This is a genomic window from Mesorhizobium sp. M7A.F.Ca.CA.002.09.1.1, from assembly GCF_003998555.1.
Classification (GTDB): domain Bacteria; phylum Pseudomonadota; class Alphaproteobacteria; order Rhizobiales; family Rhizobiaceae; genus Mesorhizobium; species Mesorhizobium ciceri.
The window spans coordinates 1-1,485 of sequence record NZ_RZRR01001131.1; the positions used below are offsets into that span (position 1 = coordinate 1).

Sequence of the window (1,485 nt, forward strand, 5' to 3'; positions counted from 1 at the left end):
GTCCTGACCCATGCCGCCGATGCCCTTTTCTGGACCGTGATCGCACTGTTTGCGACCATCGTCGGCTGTATGGTCGCCAGATGGGCGTTCGGGCAGGGCAGCGCCGTGTGGACATTGCTGAACTGGCGGTTCCTGTTTGCCGCGGCGATCGTCGGTTGTCACTTTGTCATGAACGAGTTGCGCCGCAACGTGCTGCTGCGCAGCCTGTTCTTCGTCGTCTTTGCCGCTGCGACGCTGGCCTGCCTGTTCTGGTCGTTCACACTCTGACCAGCCGTAACCGGCTACTTCGCTGATCCTGCGGCGATGTTGCCGGCGGCAATTTCCATCCATGTCCAGAGATAGGCGGCAAGACCGCGATCGACATGGATGCGCAGCTTGGCGTCATGGCGATAGACGACGGCGCTGATGTCGGCGAAGGACAGCGCTGCACTGGCGCTCGCTTGGCTGGGATCGAGCGTCGTTCCACGCGCGATGAAAGCGTCGAGCGCCGTGCCCTCGGCCTCGAACATTTGCAACCCGGCGCTGATCGCCGTCACCGCGAACCCGTCTGTGTGCCAGCCCGAGGCGATGGCAAGCGGGCTGTTCGAGACGATCAGCAGCCGGTCGCGCGCCAGTCGCGCCGCATAGCGGTCACCTTGTGCGGTGCCAAAGGCTCCGACTCCGTTCCCGTCGGCGCTCGAAGCCCGCGCCCACGCGTCGAGGTCGCCGCTGACCAGCAACTGGTTGAGGCCGCAGACCGCGCGCACCACAAGGCCGGGCACCTTGATCACCGCCGATTGCCAGTCCGGTGCAACGGACCATTTTTCCGCGAGATCACGCATGCAGCCGGTCTCCTGCCGGGTCGAAGGCGCAAGGGGCGGTAATTGTCGCCTTGCTGATCTTGCCGAGATACTGGATGTCAATCGTCTCGCCGTGCCGCGTCGCGCCGCGCTCTATCAGCCCAAGCGCAACCGGGCGGCCAAGCGTCGGGCTCTGGTAGCTCGAGGTGACAAAGCCCTGGCTGCGCAATCTGCCGTCGATCCGTTTGATGCCATGCGCGCCGGTCGGCAGCGGTGCTTCGCCTTGCGGCACTGCCAGCCCGACAAGCTGCATGCGATTGTCACGCGACGCCTCCTCGGTGAACAATGAGCGGCGGCCGACGAACTCGGTCTTGCGTTTGGCCCGCGGACCGTGGACGCCGAGATCATGCGGCAATGTGGTGCCGTCGGTGTCCTTGCCGATGACGATAAAACCCTTTTCGGCACGCAGGATCATCAGCGCCTCCAGGCCGATGACGATGGCGTCGAGCGCCTGGCCGGCCTCGCGCAGATGCGCCCATAGCGGCTCGGCGTGGTCGGCCCGGATCGAAATCTCGTAGCTCCTGTCGCCGGTGAAACTGACGCGGGCGATGCGGACTTCGTCGCCGGCATAAGTGCCATGACCGATCGCCATATGCGGCAGGTCGGCATCGTCGAGCGAGAGGCCAAGATGCAGCTTTTCCAGCAG

General features: G+C 64.8%; 2 protein-coding genes and 1 pseudogene. 1 reads left to right on the forward strand and 2 read right to left on the reverse strand.

The annotated features are described in order from the left end of the window. Positions 1-267 (forward strand): annotated as a pseudogene (locus EN994_RS31000) (hypothetical protein); the annotation flags it as partial. 14 nt (positions 268-281) lie between these two features. Here the strand turns inward: EN994_RS31000 and EN994_RS31005 are convergent. Then, positions 282-821 carry a hypothetical protein gene (locus EN994_RS31005; RefSeq protein ID WP_063169863.1) on the reverse strand — a complete coding sequence of 180 codons (540 nt, stop codon included), beginning with the start codon at positions 819-821 and terminating at the stop codon, positions 282-284. Further along, positions 814-1,485 (reverse strand): glycine cleavage T C-terminal barrel domain-containing protein (locus EN994_RS31010; RefSeq protein ID WP_281040814.1); only part of this gene is annotated, 672 nt, incomplete at its 5' end. The genes EN994_RS31010 and EN994_RS31005, both read right to left, overlap by 8 nt.

Coding starts and splice junctions, on each gene's coding strand:
- EN994_RS31005 (WP_063169863.1), bottom strand. CDS start 821: ATGCGTGATCTCGCGGAAAAATGGTCCGTTGCACCGGACTGGCAATCG.